Source organism: Gordonia sp. CPCC 205333 (assembly GCF_048537885.1).
Taxonomy (GTDB): domain Bacteria; phylum Actinomycetota; class Actinomycetes; order Mycobacteriales; family Mycobacteriaceae; genus Gordonia.
Genome location: NZ_JBCLVI010000004.1, coordinates 532,315 through 551,805, shown reverse-complemented (window position 1 = coordinate 551,805; position 19,491 = coordinate 532,315). Strand labels below are relative to the sequence as shown.

General features: G+C 61.6%; 17 protein-coding genes. 12 read left to right on the top strand and 5 right to left on the bottom strand.

Annotated features, from left to right (window positions below):
- Positions 1–37 precede the first annotated feature (37 nt).
- Both AAFP29_RS17095 and AAFP29_RS17090 read left to right on the top strand, forming a co-directional pair.
- Positions 38–1,900, top strand: coding sequence for a hypothetical protein (locus AAFP29_RS17095; protein ID WP_419218589.1), 1,863 nt, complete (start codon positions 38–40; stop codon positions 1,898–1,900).
- Positions 1,901–1,958: 58 nt separating this feature from the next.
- On the top strand, positions 1,959–3,584 hold the full coding sequence (locus AAFP29_RS17090; protein ID WP_419218588.1) for a hypothetical protein: 1,626 nt from the start codon (positions 1,959–1,961) through the stop codon (positions 3,582–3,584).
- Between the two features lie 14 nt (positions 3,585–3,598).
- Here AAFP29_RS17090 and AAFP29_RS17085 read toward each other — a convergent pair whose 3' ends face one another.
- Together AAFP29_RS17085 and AAFP29_RS17080 are read right to left on the bottom strand one after the other, a co-directional pair.
- Positions 3,599–5,221, bottom strand: coding sequence for a hypothetical protein (locus tag AAFP29_RS17085; protein ID WP_419218587.1), 1,623 nt, complete (start codon positions 5,219–5,221; stop codon positions 3,599–3,601).
- A gap of 166 nt (positions 5,222–5,387) precedes the next feature.
- Entirely contained in the window at positions 5,388–6,992 is a 1,605-nt protein-coding gene (locus tag AAFP29_RS17080; protein ID WP_419218586.1) for a hypothetical protein, read from the bottom strand.
- 141 nt (positions 6,993–7,133) lie between these two features.
- Here AAFP29_RS17080 and AAFP29_RS17075 point away from each other — a divergent pair, with 141 nt between their 5' ends.
- A complete protein-coding gene (locus AAFP29_RS17075) occupies positions 7,134–9,617 on the top strand; it encodes a UvrD-helicase domain-containing protein (protein WP_419218585.1) in 2,484 nt (827 codons plus the stop codon).
- A gap of 254 nt (positions 9,618–9,871) precedes the next feature.
- On the opposite strand, the gene AAFP29_RS17070 is transcribed toward AAFP29_RS17075, so the two are convergent.
- Positions 9,872–10,990, bottom strand: a complete 1,119-nt coding sequence (locus AAFP29_RS17070; RefSeq protein WP_419218584.1) for a M23 family metallopeptidase — start codon at positions 10,988–10,990, stop codon at positions 9,872–9,874.
- 402 nt (positions 10,991–11,392) lie between these two features.
- Here AAFP29_RS17070 and sucC point away from each other — a divergent pair, with 402 nt between their 5' ends.
- From sucC to AAFP29_RS17050, 4 genes are all read left to right on the top strand, one after another.
- Complete coding sequence (gene sucC / locus AAFP29_RS17065; protein ID WP_419218583.1) at positions 11,393–12,556, top strand: ADP-forming succinate--CoA ligase subunit beta; 1,164 nt, start codon at positions 11,393–11,395, stop codon at positions 12,554–12,556.
- 13 nt (positions 12,557–12,569) lie between these two features.
- A complete protein-coding gene (sucD, locus tag AAFP29_RS17060) occupies positions 12,570–13,460 on the top strand; it encodes a succinate--CoA ligase subunit alpha (RefSeq protein ID WP_419218582.1) in 891 nt (296 codons plus the stop codon).
- Between the two features lie 99 nt (positions 13,461–13,559).
- Entirely contained in the window at positions 13,560–14,207 is a 648-nt protein-coding gene (locus AAFP29_RS17055; protein WP_419218581.1) for a hypothetical protein, read from the top strand.
- A complete protein-coding gene (locus AAFP29_RS17050; RefSeq protein WP_419218579.1) occupies positions 14,200–14,685 on the top strand; it encodes an RDD family protein in 486 nt (161 codons plus the stop codon). The genes AAFP29_RS17055 and AAFP29_RS17050 overlap by 8 nt, the downstream gene beginning before the upstream one ends.
- 12 nt (positions 14,686–14,697) lie before the next feature.
- On the opposite strand, the gene AAFP29_RS17045 is transcribed toward AAFP29_RS17050, so the two are convergent.
- Together AAFP29_RS17045 and AAFP29_RS17040 are read right to left on the bottom strand one after the other, a co-directional pair.
- Positions 14,698–15,159, bottom strand: coding sequence for an SRPBCC family protein (locus AAFP29_RS17045; protein ID WP_419218578.1), 462 nt, complete (start codon positions 15,157–15,159; stop codon positions 14,698–14,700).
- A gap of 28 nt (positions 15,160–15,187) precedes the next feature.
- Positions 15,188–15,655, bottom strand: a complete 468-nt coding sequence (locus tag AAFP29_RS17040; protein ID WP_419218577.1) for an SRPBCC family protein — start codon at positions 15,653–15,655, stop codon at positions 15,188–15,190.
- 68 nt (positions 15,656–15,723) lie between these two features.
- Here AAFP29_RS17040 and AAFP29_RS17035 point away from each other — a divergent pair, with 68 nt between their 5' ends.
- From AAFP29_RS17035 to AAFP29_RS17015, 5 genes are all read left to right on the top strand, one after another.
- The gene (locus AAFP29_RS17035; RefSeq protein WP_419218576.1) at positions 15,724–17,112 is read left to right on the top strand and encodes a carboxyl transferase domain-containing protein; all 1,389 of its coding nucleotides are present in this window, start codon (positions 15,724–15,726) and stop codon (positions 17,110–17,112) included.
- A complete protein-coding gene (locus tag AAFP29_RS17030; RefSeq protein ID WP_419218575.1) occupies positions 17,109–17,537 on the top strand; it encodes an NUDIX hydrolase in 429 nt (142 codons plus the stop codon). Before AAFP29_RS17035 ends, AAFP29_RS17030 begins: the two co-directional genes overlap by 4 nt.
- 67 nt (positions 17,538–17,604) lie before the next feature.
- Positions 17,605–18,036 (top strand): hypothetical protein, encoded by a 432-nt coding sequence (locus AAFP29_RS17025; protein ID WP_419218574.1) that lies wholly within the window; start codon positions 17,605–17,607, stop codon positions 18,034–18,036.
- A 33-nt stretch (positions 18,037–18,069) separates the two neighbouring features.
- Positions 18,070–18,711: a TetR/AcrR family transcriptional regulator gene (locus AAFP29_RS17020; protein WP_419218573.1), complete on the top strand. Its 642-nt coding sequence runs from the start codon at positions 18,070–18,072 to the stop codon at positions 18,709–18,711.
- A gap of 41 nt (positions 18,712–18,752) precedes the next feature.
- Entirely contained in the window at positions 18,753–19,442 is a 690-nt protein-coding gene (locus AAFP29_RS17015) for a DUF5336 domain-containing protein (RefSeq protein WP_419218572.1), read from the top strand.
- Positions 19,443–19,491: the final 49 nt, after the last annotated feature.

Here is a 19,491-nt window from a genome sequence, read left to right as displayed (position 1 = left end):
ACGCGTCGCACGTACGCACAACCAGCCGTCAACTACCATGCGTCGAGTGATACGAGCGCAACGATCCACCTCTTTTCTCGCCTTGGGTCTGTTGCTGATGGTCATCCAGGCTGGAGTGCGGATAGCCCTGGTGGCGACCGGGAACTTCTACTGGGATGACCTGATCATCGTCGGCCAGGCATCGTCGAATTCGGTCTTCAGCCTCGACTATTTGGCACAGAACCACGACGGGCATTTTATGCCGGGCGCGTTCTTCGTGGCGGGCATCGTAAATGCGATCACGCCGTTGCACTGGGCGCTCCCCGCTACGACCCTGGTGGTGTTGTCGACCATCGCGGCCGCTGCGGTGTGGCGGCTACTGACGATAGTGGCGAGGGCGGGGAGTTCACGTCGTCGCCAGGTGGTGGTCCTCGCGGCATTCGCGTTCTACCTCTTCTCGCCGATGACGGTGCCGTCATTCGTGTGGTGGTCAGCTGGGCTCAATTCGTTGCCACTGCAGGCCGCCATGGCGTGGATCATCGGCGATGCTCTGCTGCTGTGCTCGGGAGGTGTGGATAGTCGTCGGCGCCGCGTCATCGTGGTCCGTTCGGCGCTGATCCTTCTTCTCGCGCTGATGTTCTTCGAGAAGGCGTTGTTCATCGCTCCGGTCGCATTCGGTGTCGCGGCATTGTGGGTGCGGTGGCGACTGCCGGCATCGACAACAGATGCGCTCGTCGGCGATGGACCCGGTATGCCGACTACACCGCTCACCGTCACCTTCACCAGGGCGCGGGCACTGTGGGTGACGATGGCGGTTTTGACCACGGTATGGGCGGTGATTTTCCTGTCGGTCACCGACGGGGCGTCGGGCAGTCATTCGCTGACGCAGACCGCCAAGCTGGTCTGGCGATCGGTGAATAGCGCGATCGTGCCGGCCGTCGTCGGCGGCCCGTGGCAGTGGGAGCGATGGATCCCGTCGCCGCCGATGGCCGAGGCACCGCCGTGGGCGATAGTTCTGGGCTGGGTCGCGGTGGTAGCCATCGGAGTATTCGCCGTAATGCGCTTTCCGGGAGCGCTGATGGTAATAGCCTGTGCCGCAATCTATGTCATCGGTGTGCAGATTCCGGTGATGTGGAATCGGTCGGCGGTGATCACCGCGCCCGAACTCGCCGAGACACTTCGCTATCTGCCCGACGCCGCGCTGGTCCTAGCGATCGCAGGGGTTCTGGTGGCGATGTCGCCGCGACGAGTAGGGCAGGAGTCGTCATCGCGAGTGCCAGCCTGGAGTGCAGCAGTAATCGTTGCGGTACTTGGACTTTCATCGCTGTGGACCACCGCGACCTTCGGTCGTAGCTGGCATGACAACCCGACCGCGGCGTATCTCGCCAACGGTCGGGCTTCCTTCAACGCCAATCCCGACTTCGCGATGTTCGATCAAGCAGTTCCGCTGGAAGTGCTTCTGCCCGTTACCTTTCCGGCGAATCAAATCAGCCGGGTGTTCGGCGGATTGCGGCACGGTCCGACGATCGTGACGTCGACGTCGAATTTGAAGGTTCTGGACACCAAGGGGCGACTTGTTCCCGGCGGCGTCACGTCGGCGCGGCGATTCGACGTCGGTTCGGGTACTTGCGGGCGACCGGAAGTGCGCGCGCCGAGCTCGATCAGACTCGACGGTCCACTCATCCGGTGGCGCTGGACAGTCGCGCTGAGCTATTGCGCGAATACCTCGGGTGAGGCAGAACTGCGGCTCGGCGACGGTCCTCCCGTGCGGTTTCTCGTCGATGCCGGTCTGCATGTGGTTTATGTACAGCTCGATGGGCACGGTTCGGTCCTGCAAGTGGCCCCGCGTACCGCCGGACTCGCGCTGCATACCGGTGCTGGGCGGGTCGGTGAGGTGGCGGAGGCACAGCTGCTGGGTTAGCGTCGCGCCCTCCTGCGGTTCTCACCCATGCGACGACAGACTGTGGAATTCTTTGCCTATGTCGATTCCTGGGGCAAGGGAGTTCATTACCGTAAAGAGCTCTGGTGTTCGTCGACTTGGCGCTGTGCTGGCGGTGGGAATGCTGGCGGTCGGTTGCGCGTCTACACCCGATGAATCAGTGGAGTCGTCGGAACCGCCGCCGATTTCGTCCTCGTTCGCGTCGTCGGTTGCCGGGCAATACGTCCCGATCACATCGGCGAATTGTGCCCTGGAGTCGATGCCGGCGGTGGAGCTGGATCGTCCGCTGGTCAAAGCCTGGACAGCGCAGGCTTTGGCTATTCAACCGAATTCGCAAATCGATGTGGTGCGAACAGGTATCTCCACTCAGGGTTCTCGTTCGACGGTGATGTGCGGAAAATTGCTGGTGGTCACCGTTTCGCCGCCCAAACACGACGACACGACCGGTCATCAGCAGTTCCTCGTCGATGGCCTGCTGTCCGCTCTCGATCCCGCGACGGGCACTCTTCTCTGGAGATCGAAACTCCCCGCGGGTGTGACATGCGACGACGCTCCGGTTGGCGGCGAGCTGCCGTGCGTCTTCCATCCTCGCGAGTTCAGTAAGACGTATTGCGGATATGCGGCTGTGACTCCCGAAATGGCGCGCTGTCGCAACGACATCGCACCGGGAAAGGTCGATGCGCCCGGCATAGTCTTGTACTACTACGACTTGAGAAATGGATCTCCGCGCCTGGAAGTCCACCAGGATATCGACGACATCGCAGTTGAGCAGGCGTCGATGGTGACAGCTGTCTTCCGCGGGAACGGAGGCGCCGGATCAGTCGAGGTTGTCGGCCGATCCGCCGACAACGCAAAAGTCGCCTGGACCACCTCTGTCCCGGTCAAGCGATTAGACGGTCCGTCTTGGTCGCATTGGCCTCAGTCCGAGCTAGCGAGAGTGTTCTCCTACGGCAATGGATTCGTCGAAGTTGTCGCAGGCGACAACCAACACTTCCTGCTAGCGGCGAATACCGGCACAGTAGTAACTCATCTGCCGGCAAGAGGATCTCCGGGTCGTCGCGGCGTCGCGTTTCCTGATTCCCAGGTAGCGGTAATCCGGGAGAATAGGGTGGATATTCACGATTCAAGCGGGCGCGTTCGTCGGAGTCACCCTGGCGTTTTCAACGACATAACGGTGAATCGACGCTCGGCTGATGGAACGCAAAGTTATACACTCATCAGGGTGGGGAATCCGCTACCAGAACTGTATTTCGATCTGCCAACCGGCCGAGAACTCCCGGCGACGTCTCTCATGCCACTACCTGGCTACGACACCACGGACCGTTCGTGGCCAAAATTCACCCTCGGCCGGATCACCGTCATAAGGAATACGAGTGGCTATCCCACTCTTGGTGAGACGGTGAACTACGAAGCGGGAGTGGATACCTTCACCGGAAAAGTCTTGTGGGTACATCGTGGTCCACTCGGCGCGTTCGTCGGACCCGTGAGCGGCTCCGTTGCGTTAGTGCGCCTTCCGCTCGACAGATTTCGACCCGACGAGGTTCGCGCCGTGGATCTGCGGTCGGGTCGTATCCTGTGGTCGATGTCGGCGCGAGGCACGGGCGGTGTACCGGCTGGGCAGCTGGATATCGAGAACACCCGCATCACCAAGTGGGACGCACCGTAATTCGCCTCGCCCTCCTAGCTCGACTTGATGTCGAGAACCGTGATCTGTTGTGGGGTGATACCCGCGGCAAGGAGAAGGACCCGCGCTGCTGCGGCGGAGTTCTCCTCCGCGAATGCCCAGGCAATCTCGGTGCCCTCGGCTGCTTTCACCTGTTGAGCGGCCTGATCGCGCAACTTCTGAGTACCGGACCAGGACGGATCGAAGACGCCACCCTTGAGGTGCTGGTCGTAGCCCGTCGACATGGTGACCAGATAGGAGCCCGACGGCCCGAACCCGTCGAATGCGTAACCGCCCTGTTTGACGATCCACGATGACGGCATATCGGTGATCTGAGAATTGTATTTCGAGGCCGAGCCCGGACGCTTATTTCCGGAGCGCTCAAAGGTCAACTTCTTCTTCACCGATTTTTCGTTGTTATCGATGATCCGGCTGATATCCGCCGGTGTCGAAGTGACGAACGGCAGATATTTGGCGGATATATTCGGACGAATCAAGGTACCGCCGGGCAGATTGCCCAGATTCGTCGCATCGCACTGTGTCCGAGCAGTTGTGCCGACAGCAACACGGACAACCTTGTCGCAAGTACCACCAACTGACCTGTTATTCGCGGTGAACGTGGCGTGGATGCCGTAGTTCAGATAGCCGGTTATAGCGCGGGTAGAAGTGAGTTTACCCTGGACGTCATAAAGGAATTCGCAGGTGGGAACCGCACAGGAACCGCCTTCGACTCGTTTGAGGAGCGGAGTTTGTGGACGCAGACCGGGGGCGGGAACTGCCGCCAGTTCAGGTGCGAAAGACCGGGCGTTGGCGAACATCTTGTTGAGGTCGTTATCGGTGACCGGCGACACCGATGTGTCGATTTTGTACTTGAGTGTCCCCTGGGCGATTCCGTTTCCCTTGATGTGGGTCACCGCGTGCGAATCAGGAGCGAATGTGGTGGTCAATGTTCCCACCGTGATGTTGTTGCCTTCTTGGGTGACCTTCGGGTCTGACGTCGGCCAAAAGCGTGCGTCGGGCAGGCCCTTATTCGGACTATCGAGTTCTTGACCCAGACCCTGGTTCTGGTCGCCGACAGCGAGGCGCCCGGCGAATCGGCGTGGTGCAAGGAATCCGAGCCACAGCAGTCCGGCACTGTCCGCGCTGGCCCATTTGGACTGGACCGAATCGAGATCAAGGGCTTCGGGGACCGGCTTCATCAAGTTGGTCCAGAACTGCTTGGTGGTATTGAGGAATACGTTATTTCCGAGTTGGCGGTACTGGGCTTCCTGACCACCCATCGTGATTGTGCCCTCGGCATTATTGTTGCTGGCTACGACGAGATTCTTGAATTCGATGGTTTGCTCAGGGCTGTTTGTCGAATCTATGAAGCTGTAGGTGATTGAACCGGAATACTTCGCGCCGCTGCTCTGCGCGTATCCGAACAACGCCTTGTCGAGATTCTGTTGAGCTTTGAACGCCGAGGTCGGACCACCATCGGCGGAATGGGGGAACGGAATGAATGCCACGACAAGTGCCACCACAAGTAGGATGCCGCCGATGATCAGCGCGATCAGGGGCAACTTGCTGTTCTGCTTCGCCGGTGTCGGCCCAGGAAAAGCTGGTGCGGCGGGAGCAGATCCGGGTGGAAAATTTGTCATACTAATCCATTGCCTCTCGATCGTCTGGTGATCGCCTGTCGAGGATGCCAGAACCCCCGAACAGAATTGAGGCATATCGTATCGTGTCGACCCACTCCGATGCCCTATGACCGGGGACTTGGTCGGTTGGACGAACGATGAGTGTGAGCGCCCGGTCGGCCGGGTGTTAGGTTGCGGGGACGTCGTATACCGAGATCAGGCTCAGGCCTTCGGCTTTGATCAGATTGCGGAATGCTTGGACTGCGTCCGGCTCAGCGACGTACCAGATGATTGGCCGATACTTCGCAGCAGCCAATTGTTCTTTCCCTTGCCGGACCAACACGCTGTAGCCGGCCCACGTCTTGTCGAATTGCTCGGCTTTGACGTGCTCGCTATAACCTGCGGACCGAGCGATGTAGAGCTTGCCCGACGGACTGAAGCCGTCAAAGACGTAGTCGCCCACGCGTACACCGATTGTCGACGGCATCGCCGTCACCTGAAAGTTGTACTTTTCGACTGGCCCCGCCGTCTTACTGCCGGTGCGGACAGGTCTCGGCGTCGCCGACGACGCTGACTGATTGGCATCGACGCCCTCGGTCAGCATATCCGTTGAATAGATCGCGAATACCAGGAATGTTGTGCCCTTGAAGGTAGGCGGAGCGGCGGTCTTTGCTGATATTCCGCGGACGGTACACCGATACTTGGCGAACTTGTTCAGCGGAACACGAATCACTCGATCGCAGTCGCTGGGGAAAGTGCTTCCGCTGCGGTCCCGAAACAGCGACTTGACACCGAAGTTGCTATAGCCCGTAATCGCAGCTTCCGCGTTCGACAGGGTGCCGCCGACCTGGATTTCGTAGGTACATGCGGTTGACGCGCAATTGCCGATCTGGCGTGCTGCCGGTTGTTCAATCGTCGGCTTTGCCGCGACGACCGGTACCTCAGCCAGTTCGGGAGCCAATGCACGGCCGCTGGTGAACACCTTGTCGATGGCTGTCCGGTCGACGTATTCGACCGCGAGGCTGATCTTGGCGCTTTCCACATAGTTTCGGTAGAGACCGGCGACCTTCGTGACATTCTGGGTTTCGGGATCGAAGGTGGTGGTCAATTCATCGATGGTAAAGCTGTCATCGGAGAGTTTGACCTGCGGAACACGCGTCGGCCAGTACCGGGTGTCTGGGAGTTTCGCTTCGCCGGGCACCACCTCGGGCCCCGGAGCTGACGCGGTACCGACGGAAGGGGACACCAACCGCAGGCCGAGATTCTGCGGCGATAGTAACGCGCCGAGATTCGGGACTCCGGCATCCCTGGAAGCGACCCACTTGTTGTTGATGTTCGCCCAGTCGAGGCCTTCGGACTGGTTCGGTAACAACGACTTCCAGAACGCGGTCGACGCATTGACGAAGGTGAAATTGGCCAGTACGCGGTACTGTGCGCGGTTGCCGTCGTATTCCAGGGTGCCTGCCGCGTTTCCCGATGCGCTTACGACTAGGTCGGTGAACTTCCATGTGCGTTCGGTACCGGGATCCGACGTCGAGTTGTACTTCTTACCGCCATAGGTGAACGAGCCGCTGTATTTCGCACCCGGTAGTTGGGCCATCTTGAACGCGATGGTGTCCGACGCCCGCTGAGCGGCGAAATTTACCTCAGGCCCACCGCTGCCGGATCGGGAGAGCGGAATGAACGAGGTGATGATTGCCAAGGCCAGTACTACGGCGGCGAGAATCAACAGCAGGCGTCCGCGCTTCGCTGGTTGCCGCCGCGCAGGCGTGAAATAACTTGGGTAGTTCACCAGGTAGCCCCCGTGGGTCGGCAGCGATCAGCACAGGTTCGCGATCTCAAAGGGAGATGGTATCGGCCGTGGTGGGATATCTCGCGGGCGTGTCGGTGAACCGAATGATGTCAGCCCCTCAGAGTAGCCTTGACAACCGATATGACAGCACAAGTTACTCATCCCATTGACACCGATCGCGTCGCTGAACTGCTTGACGGACTCAACCCACAGCAACGCGCCGCCGTACTGCACAGTGGGCCGCCTCTCCTGATCGTCGCGGGTGCCGGCTCAGGTAAAACAGCCGTGCTGACCAGGCGAATCGCATATCTGCTCGCCGCCCGCGGAGTGTCACCCGGGCAGGTGCTGGCCATTACCTTCACCAACAAGGCTGCCGCCGAGATGCGTGAACGCGTCATCGGGCTGGTCGGTCCGCGCGCCAATTTCATGTGGGTGTCGACATTCCACTCGACATGTGTGCGGATCCTGCGCGCGCAGTCGGCGCTGTTGACCGGGATGAATTCCAACTTCTCCATCTACGACGCGGACGACTCGCGCCGTCTACTCGGCATGGTCGTAAGGGACCTCGACTTGGACGTGAAGAAATTCGCTCCGCGCGGCGTTGGGGTGGCTATCTCCAACTACAAGAATGAGCTCGTCGCCCCCGAGGCCGCGATCGCGGACACCGCCGACGGCGACCCGACGGCTAAACAGATCGCCGAGATCTACCGGGTCTACCAGCGCCGCCTCCGCGAAGCCAATGCCTTTGACTTCGACGATCTGATCGGTGAGACGGTCGCACTGTTGCGCGCACACCCCGCCGTAGCCGAGTATTACCGTCGCCGGTTCCGCCACGTTCTCGTCGACGAGTATCAGGACACCAACCATGCCCAATACATGCTGGTACGCGAGTTGGTCGGCGAGACGACAACCGAGGACGGTCTGACGCCGTCGGAACTGTGCGTCGTTGGTGACGCGGATCAGTCGATCTATGCTTTCCGCGGCGCGACCATCCGCAATATCGAAGAGTTCGAGCGCGACTTCACAAACGCGGAAACCATTCTGCTGGAACAGAATTACCGTTCGACACAGACAATACTCTCTGCGGCCAACGCGGTGATCTCGCGCAATGCCGGACGTCGGGAGAAGAAGCTCTGGACCGATTCGGGGGACGGCGAACTGATCGTCGGCTACGTCGCAGACTCTGATCGCGACGAGTCGAATTTCATCGCCACCGAGGTGGAACGCCTTACCGATTACACGATCGGCGGGTCGTCCAGTCATAAGTATTCCGACATCGCGATCTTCTACCGCACCAATACCGGTTCGCGCGCCATCGAGGAAGTCTTTGTGCGACATGGGATTCCGTACAAGGTGGTCGGCGGAACCCGCTTCTACGAGCGTAAAGAGGTCCGCGACGTCATCGCTTATCTGCGGGTGGTCGCCAACCCAGACGATGCCGTCAGCGTTCGCCGGATACTCAATACTCCTCGACGAGGGATCGGCGACCGCTCCGAGGCAGTGGTGGCCGTGCACGCGGAGAATCTTGGACTCACGTTCTACCAGGGGCTACTCGACGCGGCCGAGGGCAAGGTCGCGATGCTCAACAAGGGTGGCGTCCGATCCATCGGCGCTTTTGTCGAACTGATTGAGGGATTGCGTAACGATTTCCTGGCGACCTACGGCAGCGCGGACGGCCCGGACTCCGACGTCGCGATCATGGATGCGACTACGGACGGTCCAGATATCGGTGAACTGGTCGACGCCATCGTCGAACGCAGCGGTTATCGTCGGGAACTGGAAGGCTCGAGCGATCCGCAGGACGGCGCACGCCTGGACAATCTGAATGAATTAGTAGCTGTCGCACGCGATTTCAGCATGGAAGCCACCGAGGCAGCAAACGAAGACGAGGGCGATCCAGATGACGGTGGCGTCGTCGGTGCTGATAACGACGGTGAACCGGAACCCGGTTCACTCGCTGCGTTCCTGGAGAAGGTCGCGCTTGTCGCCGACGCCGATCAGGTGCCCGATGAGGGCGCAGGCGTGGTGACGTTGATGACGCTGCATACCGCGAAGGGTTTGGAGTTCCCGGTGGTCTTCGTAACCGGTTGGGAGGATGGGCATTTCCCGCACTTGCGGGCTCTCGGCGATCCGGCCGAACTGAATGAGGAACGCCGCCTCGCTTATGTCGGGATCACCCGCGCAAAGGAGCGGTTGTATTTGACCCGATCGGTGATGCGGGCATCGTGGGGACAGCCTGTGTCGAATCCGGAATCACGCTTCCTGCAAGAGATTCCACAACACCTGCTCGATTGGCGTCGGACCGAGCCGCGTCGCTCCGCTGGTCGAGGTTATGGCTCGTCGGGCGGTGCGTTCGGATACGGATCAACCGAATTCGGTTCCACCTCAGGCGGTTTCGGTTCCGGTCGGGGCCGGTCGTCGTATTCGACGGATCCGGCGCGCGGCCGCAACAAGCAGGTCAACTACGATATCGGCGAGCGGATGAATCATCCCAAGTACGGAATGGGCAAGGCCGTAGCGAAAGAGGGAAGCGGCACAACCGAGAGAGTCACTTTCGACTTCGGCGGAAAGGTCGGGCGGATGACATTCATGACACTCGGCGGACTGCCTGGAGAGAAACTGTAGCGCGTCTACGCATTATTTTTCGGGGTCTCGACGATGTTGGATGGTCGAGTGCCGGCGAGTTTGCGAGGCGGTGTCTCGAGACCGGGAGAGTTGACGTCGGGAGTTGTTGTCTTGCATGGGTTTTGGTGACTTTGTGTGTCAGGTTTCGAGGTCTCGATACCCCTCGTCGCTGCCGCTCCTCGGCACTCGACCAGCCGATAAGACCACTCGCCACTCAATTGAGCGCGAGACAAACGACTGAGTCGGCGTCTTACCTAGCCCGTGTAGCCCGACAGTCGCACGCCGTGCTGTGCGAGCCAGGGCATCGGGTCGATCTTGGTGGTCCCGTTCTTCCACACCTCGAAGTGCAGGTGTGGCCCGGTGGAGAAACCTTCGCTACCGACCAGCGCGATGACGTCGCCAGCGGTCACGTGCTGGCCCTTCTGGACCAGCACTCCCGACGATGCCATATGCCCGTACATCGTGACGGTGCCATCGGAGCCACGAACCTGAACCCAGTTGCCATATCCCGACGCAGGGCCAGCCTCGATCACAACGCCGTCGGCTGCGGCGTGGATGGGTGTTCCCAGCGGGGCAGCCATGTCGATCCCACCATGGAATGATCCCCAACGATCGCAGAAGCATGACGTGAACTGGTATGCGCCGATCGGAATGGGTGAGGTGAACATCGGCCGCCGGGCGAGGTTCTCCGCAGCCTGCTGGGCAGCGGCCAGGTTCTTGCCGACTCCGAGCTGCTTGGTGAAGTTGCTCATGTCCGCACCGGAAGCCGCCGGGGCGACGCCGGGGCCGGTGTCGGCGGCGGTGGTTGCCGGGTCGGCCGGGCTCGACGCCGGTGGTGTGTCGTCGTTGTTGGCGGCCACCTGAGTCGCGGCAGCCACCGCAGCCCCAGCCGCGATCGCCACCAATGCGGCGCGGCCGCCCTTGAGTGCGGTCGGTGGTGCGGAAATCCGGTGTTTACCAGATCCGCGCCGCGGCGACGGCGTCTTGGTGCGGAACGGCTTGGGGGCATCGTCCTCGGCGAAATCGGCGTCCTCGTAGGTCGCTGGAATTTCGGGGATATCGATTGTCGTGCGAAGCGAGCCGCGATGGGTCGTGGTGGCGAGGTCATCGGCGAACTCGCTCTCGGGGATCAGGATGTCCTGAGTGATCTCCGAAGTGGTCGGACGGGCACTGCCGCGGGTCAGGGCCGACGCGTCGATGACCGTCGCGTAGGGGGCGCTGGCCTGCTCCCAGCGCGAATACTGAAGGTCGGCGAATTCCGGGTCATGCTCATCAACCGGAATGATCGTGGTGACCTCGTTGCCGGAGATTTGGGCAAACCCGCCGGTGCGGGGGTTTCGAGTCGCCGAACGTGCGTCTTCGCGTAGTGGCAAGGCTCTGCACTCTTCCTTTCGCACGCCGGCTGCCGACTTATTCAAGTTCTTCAGTCACGGGTATTCATACGGCGGCAGCTGTAACCGTTTCGTGACTTACCGCTACGACGGTAACGAAATGATTGCGGCAAGTCCAACATTCGGTTCGGTTTGCGCGTATTGCAGTGATTCACCTCACACGCCCGCCGGTGGCGCCTGTGCGCCGCTAACCACCTAAACACGGAACGCCATTCGGTGCCAATTGACGCAAAACGGACGTCGACCCGGATCTACTGACAAGTAGCGAGTGACCTGACGCACAACCCGGGAGGTGCCATCAACCTCGAAATTCGGCAGGGTTAAAGTCCGATATGGCCCCCGTTACACCCAACCGGGCGGCAAACCTACGAGATGGTGAGCTGAATGGATCTCTTCGAATACCAGGCGAAGGAACTGTTCGCCAAGCATGGGGTACCCACCACACCCGGCCGGGTGACCGACAATGCCGCCGATGCGCGGGCAATCGCCGAAGAAATCGGCAAGCCTGTGATGATCAAGGCACAGGTCAAAGTCGGCGGGCGTGGTAAGGCAGGCGGCGTAAAGTTCGCCGCAACCCCTGACGACGCGCAGACCCACGCTGAGAACATCCTCGGTCTTGATATCAAAGGCCACATAGTCAAGAAACTCCTCGTCGCCGAAGCCAGCGACATCGCCGAGGAGTACTACATTTCCTTCCTGCTTGATCGCGCCAACCGCACCTACCTGGCCATGTGCTCGGTGGAAGGCGGCATGGAGATCGAAGAGGTCGCGGCAACTAAGCCCGAACGCCTGGCGAAGGTAGCCGTCGACGCCGTGAAAGGTGTCGACCTGGCAACCGCGCGCTCTATCGCCGAGCAGGGACACCTGCCGGCTGAAGTCCTCGACGCCGCCGCAGTGACGATCCAGAAGCTGTGGGAGGTCTTCGTCGCAGAAGACACCCTGCTCGTTGAGGTCAACCCGCTCGTCCGTACCCCCGACGACCAGATCCTCGCCCTCGACGGCAAGGTCACCCTCGACGGCAACGCCGACTTCCGTCAGCCCGGGCACGAGGAGTTCGAGGACAAGGACGCGACCGATCCACTCGAGCTGAAGGCCAAGGAAAACGATCTCAACTACGTCAAGCTCGACGGCGCGGTCGGCATCATCGGCAACGGTGCGGGTCTGGTCATGTCCACTCTCGACGTCGTCGCGTACGCCGGTGAGAACCACGGCGGCGTCAAACCCGCCAACTTCCTCGACATTGGTGGCGGCGCTTCGGCAGAGGTGATGGCAGCCGGTCTCGACGTCATCCTGGGCGATGATCAGGTCAAGAGTGTATTCGTCAACGTCTTCGGCGGCATCACCGCTTGCGACGCGGTGGCCAACGGTATCGTCGGCGCACTCGGCAAGCTTGGTGACTCTGCCAACAAGCCGCTCGTCGTTCGTCTGGACGGCAACAAGGTCGACGAGGGCCGCAAGATCCTCAACGACGCCAACCATCCGCTGGTGATCCTGGCGGAGACCATGGACGCCGGCGCCGACAAAGCTGCTGAACTGGCGAACAAGTAGGAGCCCCGAGAACATGTCGATCTTTCTGAACAAAGAGAACAAGGTCATCGTCCAGGGCATCACCGGCGGCGAGGGCACCAAGCACACCGCCCTGATGCTCAAGGCCGGCACCAATGTCGTCGGCGGTGTCAATGCACGCAAGGCCGGCACCACCGTCAGCCACGACGGCGGCGTCGAACTCCCCGTATTCGGCTCGGTATCCGAGGCGATCGAGAAGACCGGCGCGGACACGTCGATCGCGTTCGTGCCACCGAAGTTCGCCAAAGACGCGATCATCGAGGCCATTGATGCCGAGATCGGTCTCCTGGTTGTCATCACCGAGGGAATCCCGGTGCAGGACAGCGCTTATGCGTGGGCCTACAACGTGTCCAAGGGCAACAAAACCCGCATCATCGGACCCAACTGCCCAGGCATCATCACTCCGGGTGAGGCGCTGGTCGGCATCACACCGAATAACATCACCGGCAACGGCCCGATCGGCCTGGTGTCCAAGTCGGGCACGCTGACCTACCAGATGATGTACGAGCTACGCGATCTCGGTTTCTCCACCGCCATCGGCATCGGCGGCGACCCAGTCATCGGTACCACTCACATCGACGCTATCGAGGCCTTTGAGAAGGACCCCGATACCAAGCTGATCGTGATGATCGGTGAGATCGGCGGTGACGCCGAGGAGCGTGCGGCCGACTACATCAAGGCCAATGTCTCCAAGCCGGTCGTCGGCTACGTCGCGGGCTTCACCGCGCCGGAGGGTAAGACGATGGGCCACGCGGGCGCGATCGTGTCCGGTAGTTCGGGTACCGCGCAGGCCAAGAAGGAAGCCCTCGAGGCAGCCGGTGTCAAGGTTGGCAAGACGCCGAGCGAGACCGCTAACTTGGCACGTGAGCTGTTCCAAGCGCTGTAAGTCTTAGATCCGCAACAGACCAAACCCCTGGGTTGAGATTGTTCAACCCGGGGGTTTCGTCTTGGGTGCAGATGTCTTGGGCCGTGCGATGATTGACTGATGAGTTCTGACGTCACCACGCCGACGGTGGGTGCGATCTTCACCGCGCCGATGCGCGTGGGTGAGTCGCTTCCGCTGGTCGGGTCGTTGGTTCGTGGTCTTCGACATCGGGTGTCTACGGGTATCGACGACGTTGTCGCGCAACTCATCCGGGCCATCGTCGTCGCGTTGGCCGACGAGATAGACCTCACCAGTTTGGTTATCGACAACGTCGACCTCGGCGCCGTGGTCGCGACCGTTGACCTCAACGAGGTGATCACCCACGTCGATCTCGACGCCGCCATCGGCCGAGTTGACTTGATGCGCGTCATCAACAGTATCGATCTCGATGCCGCAGTTGCCCGCGTCGACCTGATGGCGGTGGTTCGGCGCCTCGACGTCGATGCTGTTGTGGCCCAGGTCGATCTTGATGCCGCGGTAGCTCGCGTTGACCTCGACGCCGCTATCCGGCGGGCTGATCTGATTGGCGTCGCGAACGACGTCATCGACGGCGTCGACCTGACCGCGATTATTCGCGAAGCATCGACGTCGGTGACCGCCGATGTGATGACCGATGTCCGAAGTGGTGGTGAGCGCGCGGACGACGCCGTGTCCGAGTTCGTCGGGCGTATTCTCCGCCGTCCACGATCGGTGGAAGACGATGACTGACGAACCGGCCGAGCATCAGGAAGCGTTGGAGCGCAACGATATCCGACACGGAGTCGTCCATGACACCGACCGTGCGGCCGGCATCGTCAGCCGTGGTGCGGCCGCCGGAATCGACGTGGCGATTGTCGCGACACTGATGGGCGCCTGCTACCTTGGTTTGCTCCTGGTGCGTCTCGCGATCAATTTCACCCCACACTGGTCATGGGTGTCGGCAATCCTCACCACGACGGGATTCCTGGCGCTATCGGTCGTGTATCTCTTTGCGTGCTGGGCGATTTCGGGTCGCACGGCGGGATCAGCGATCATGGGTTTGCGTGTCGTCGGGGTACGCGGGCAGCATCTGCGCCCCACGCAGGCGTTGTTGCGCAGCCTCATCTGCGTGGGGTTCGCCGTCGGATTGGGTTGGTGTGCGGTCGATTCCAGACGCCGATCGGTCGCCGACATTCTGGCGCGAACGCGCGTGGTGTACTCGCGCTGACGTCGTCGGAGGTCAGGCGGACTCGGCAGCCACTTTCAACGCGGCCAGGCCCTTCTCGAAATCCTTGCCGAGCAGTTTGTCGAAGAATCCCAATGCGGTCCCCACTCGCGAGAACAGCGTATGAGCGCCGGTCATCGACCAGGTGACTTTGGTGGTATCGCCCGACGGATCAAGGGTGAAGACAACATCATTCGTCGCCTTCATCGGACGTGAGAACAGGACGCGAACCTCAACCCGGTCAGCGGCGTCGCCGGTGATCGTCATCGAGCCGGCGCCGGCCTTCTTATTGCCGGTCCATGCATACTCGGCCCCAACGCCGCGTTCGGCGCCGGTGTACTCGCGCTGCAACTCGGGATCGATATTCTCCCACGGCGACCAGTGCACCCACTGGTGGAAATCGGCGAGGTATGGATGGACCGTTGTCGGTGGGGCGGCGATATCGATATCGCGCGCGATGGTGTACGTCGAGCTCATAGGGTGGCCTTTCCTCGCCGCGGGGTGTTCAGACGCCGTTCTCGACGACGGATTTCAATTGTTCCAAGCCCTGGTCGAGTTGTTTGCCCGCGATCTTATCGAGCATGCCGGTGGCCGCTGCCGCACGGGTCATGAGGCTGTGTTTGCCGACCAGCGTCCAGGCGACATCGGTTTGTGCGTCCTGTGCGGTCAACTCGTAGGTGAGATCCAAGACGACAGCCGTCGGCTTGCGGAACTCGATATGTACTTCGCCGTCGTGAGGCGTGTTGGTACGGACCATTCGCATAAAGCCGGTCGCGCCGTTCTCGGCGACGAACCAGCTGTATTCGGCGCCGGGACCGCTGGGTGGCCCAGAATACGTGCGGGTCATTTCCAATTCGGGATCTTCCCAAGGTGTCCACTTGGCCCATTCGTGAAAATCCGCGAGGTATCCGAAGATCGCGTCGGGGACAGCGTCGATGACGGTGGCGCGTACGACGGTGAATGTTGATGCCAACCCAGTCTCCTAGTCGATGAATTGCGATCGGCGACAGCGTACCGAAGCCGGGCGTTACGGTGTATGGCATGAGGGCCAGCGAACTGATCGCCTCGCTCACCGCGGGGGTCTTCGAGTCGTGGGATACGCCCGTCGACGACGGAGTGATCGAGGTGGCCTATGCCGATTCGCTAGGCCGCGCGCGGGAACGCACCGGGGTCGACGAGTCGGTAATCACCGGTGTCGGTGCGGTCGGCCGTATCCGAACGGTGTTGATAGTCAGCGAATTCGGCTTCCTCGGCGGTTCGATCGGAGCGGCGTCGGGTAGGCGGATCGTCACTGCCATTCGCCGCGCGACGATCGAACGCCTGCCGATCCTCGCCGCTCCGGCATCGGGTGGAACGCGTATGCAAGAGGGGACTCCCGCGTTCTTACAGATGGTGTCCATTAGCGCGGCGGTGGCGGCCCATCGGGCGGCGGGGCTGCCATATCTGGTTTATCTCCGTCATCCGACCACCGGCGGTGTGTTCGCGTCATGGGGGTCGATGGGACAGGTCACCTGGGCGCAACCAGGTGCGTTGATCGGCTTCCTCGGACCGAGGGTGTATCAGGGGCTACATGGTGAGCCGTTTCCCGATGATGTGCAGGTGTCGGAGAATCTGTTGCGGCACAGGCTTATTGACGATGTAGTAACACTAGATGAGCTTGGCGATCGGCTGCGGCGACTGCTGTCCCAACTCGTTGACTCGTCGGAAATCGTTGAACCGCAGCATCATTCCGACTACCCCACACCGGTCGCCGACGCGTGGGCCGCGGTGCGGGCGACTCGCGCCCCGGGCCGGCCGGGGCTGAGCGAGTTGCTGGCGAGTATTCCCGGTGAATCGATTGTGGGACCGGGGCCGGTACGTCTTGCGCTCGCAAACTTCGGCGGGGTTAGCGCGCTGGTCGTCGGACAGGATCGCGGTGTCGACGCCGAGTTGCTGCCCGCCGACCTGGCGTTGGCTCGCCGGGGTATCGGCCTCGCGGCAGAGTGGAATCTCGCGCTGGTCACCGTGATCGATACGTCGGGAGCCGCGTTGTCGGTCGCGGCCGAAGAGGGTGGCCAGGCTGGCCAGATCGCGGCTTGTATGGCGGCGTTGTTGGCTACCTCATCGCCGACGGTGGCGGTGCTGATGGGGCAGGGCGCCGGGGGCGGAGCGCTGGCGTTGTTCCCGGCCGACTGGGTGATCGCCGCCGACGACGCGTGGCTATCCCCGCTGCCGCCCGAAGGCGCGAGCCTGATCATGTATCGGGACACTGCTCATGCATCGAAAATGGTTGGTCCTCAACGAATTTGGTCCCACGATTTACACCGGCTCGGGGTAGTCGATGAATTGACCGGCTCCGGCGGCGCTCTGGTGTCTGACGTGGTTGCCGCGGTGAGCCGGCGGCTCACGGCCCGCCCGTCGCCTGACCCGGCGAAGAGAGTTCGCTTATGACGCATACCGAGGCGGGTGGGATAAGACGGCGTCTCGCGGTTGGTGCCGTCATCAAAGATCGGCGCGGACGATTCCTGTTGGTGCTGCGGCGCAACGAGCCGCAGGCCGGCACGTGGACCATACCCGGCGGCAAGGTCGAGAAGGGGGAGACGTTGGCTGCCGCGTTGACACGGGAAGTGTGGGAGGAGACTGGTTTACCTGTCGTCTGCGGTAAGAAATTGTGGGTCGTCGACTTGCCGGACGGCAGCGGTGGCATCTACGAGGTCCACGATTTCCTGGCAATGCCCGACGGTTCAGACGACAGCGAAGTGCGCGCTGGTGACGATGCCGCGGACGCTGGCTGGTTCACCGCGGACGAGATGGCGACGATGACATTGACCGATCGATTGCTCGAGCACCTTCGGTTGGCCGGCCAGTACCCGTGACTTGGTGCGATTGGAAGCGAGTGTCCGATAAAGTGGATCGCTGAATCGATCCGGCGAAGGGGCAGGTATGCGAAGGCGTGTGTTGATTGCGGTGTTGGCGGCATCGACGATGATGCTGGCGGCCTGTGGCACCGACGCGAGCGCCCCGGCCGACTCGGATAAGTCCAGTGAGTCGCAGCCAGTCGACACCACTGACGGAGTACCGGCTGACCCGATGGTCGGGCAGTGGATCGGCAGTTGGTCGTCGGGCGGCGAAACTCGCCAGGCAGTACTGAACATCGGCCGGGGCAATCCGCTGCGCGCGACCATCGATATCCCCGGTCGATGCGGGGCGGACTGGGTCGAGTCCAGCCGCACCGGGAAGACGATCAACGTCGATGCGACTGTGACATACGGCCGCTGTGCGGATAATCGCTGGTCGGTAGCCCTCGGGGCAACTCAGATCACCGCGAGCGATCCCGACAATATCGCTAGTTCGCTGCGTTTCACCAAACAGTAGGCACTGGGACGGCGAGTAAGGTCAGATCGCATAATGGATTCCTCATCGACGGGCGCGGCGATCACCAGCCGTAGTCAAGCGAAGGCGGCCCGTCGTGCCGATCTATTGACGGCTGCTGCGGCACAGATGGCCGAACGCGGTTTTGCCGCAGTGCGTTTGGAGGATATCGGCGCGCAAGCCGGTATCAGTGGTCCCGCGATGTATCGGCACTTCTCGTCGAAAACCGACGTGCTCGACACCCTCCTACTTGAAATCAGTGAGCGGCTCTACGAGGGCGGCAACGAAGTCTGCGAACGACAGTTGCCGCCCTATTCGATGCTTGTCGAGCTGATCGGTTTTCATATCGAAGTTCTGGTCACCAAACCTGACGTGATCGTCGTGCAGGACCGTGATTTGTCGTCCCTCACGCCGGAGGCCAATCATCGGGTCCGCCTGTTGCAGCGCCGGTATGTCGAGCGGTGGGTCGACGTCGTGCAGGACTGCGTGACCCACGGTCTGCTGCCAACGATGTCGCGCGACGAGGCTCGGATACGTGTTCATGCGATGTTCGGATTGCTCAACTCCTCACCACGGTTGCCGTCGACGCCGGCGGACCACTTGCGGCCACTATTGACCGCGATGGCACTGGCGGCCGTTGGAGCTGATGCGGGCCAATATGACCGTCCGTCTGGATAACGCACTACCACGCGCGCGATTGCGGTGATTGAATATCAGGCATGACCGAGCCATCTGAACAGAATCAGACTGACGCCACCCGCGCCATCCCAACTTCCGGCGCTTTCCCTGGGCCACCGCAACCATCACCCGGGCCTGGTCCAGCTGGACCTCCGCCCGGTTGGGCGCCGGTCGCAGCAACGCAGGGATTCCAGCCTCAAGGACCGCAACCGCAGGGGCCGGTGCCCGCGGGGCCGCCACCTGGCTGGGCGCCTACCGGGTATGCACCGCAGCCGCCGAGCTTCGTCGAGCGCGTCGGAATCGAGAATGTGCTCGCGGCGGCGTCGATCTTCTTCGGTGTCGTCACATATTTCATGGGCGCGGTCAGCTGGTTGGTGATTCCTGAGACCGTCGACCGGCAGTTGCAGAATTGGACCGAGGAACAGGGCTCCGGCGTCGCGATACCGGCGTTCTTGTCCTATGAGATGGTGCTCAACCCGGGCTGGTTCTTCCTGCTGTTGGGGACCGTCGGCGTCGCAGCGAGTATCACGCTGATGCCGCGATGGCGACATCTGTTGCCGTTCTTGGCTTTTGGTGCCACCGCGGGTTGGCTGGGCCTGTTCGCGGGGGTGCTGGTTCTGCCGCCATTCGTTGAACTGGGCGTCGGAGCGATCTTGGCGCTGATCTTCGGCTTCATTCAGGTCACACTGTTGGTCGCCGCGACCATCTTGAGCGGTCGCGCGCAGAACTGAACTGAACGGTTGGTCAGGCGGTCGAGTGGCTGGTCGCGCGTTAGCGAGA